Genomic DNA, 489 nt, shown 5'->3' on the forward strand with positions numbered 1-489 from the left:
ATTCTTGCATTTTTGATTCGTTCATGAATACGAGCGACTTTCATTCGCTGTTTATGCCAATTCGCTCCGCCTTTTGTACGTCTAGATAGAATACGCTGGGCATGAGCGAGTTTCTTTTCTAATACCCGAGCCCATTTTGGATTACCGAATACCTCACCTGTTGAAAGAATAGCAAAGTTTTTCACACCAACATCTATACCAACAGTGGAATCGGTCTTCGGCAATTCTTGTACTTCTGCTTCAGCAAGAATCGAGACAAAATATTTTCCACTTGGATTCCTTCTGACAGTAGCACTCAAAAGTCGTCCTTCTATCTCACGACTTTTGACAAATTTGACAAGACCAAGTTTCGGTAACTTCAATTTATTATCTATAATCGCAATGTTTCCATTTGTGTGTTTCGTTGTATAGGATTGGACTTTATTGTTTTTCGATTTAAACCGAGGTGCTTTGTTTTGTTTTTTGAAGAATCTTGCATACGAGTCAGCT

Annotated in this window: 1 protein-coding gene; it reads right to left on the minus strand. The window is 38.4% G+C overall.

Annotation, left to right across the window (positions count from 1 at the left end; all coding sequences use genetic code 11):
- Positions 1-489, minus strand: a 489-nt coding sequence (locus tag VF726_RS31485; RefSeq protein WP_440174141.1) for an RNA-guided endonuclease TnpB family protein, incomplete at both ends; no start/stop codon positions are given.

It is taken from the genome of Bacillus sp. Brlt_9, assembly GCF_051948935.1.
In the GTDB taxonomy this organism is placed as follows: Bacteria; Bacillota; Bacilli; order Bacillales; family Bacillaceae_G; genus Bacillus_A.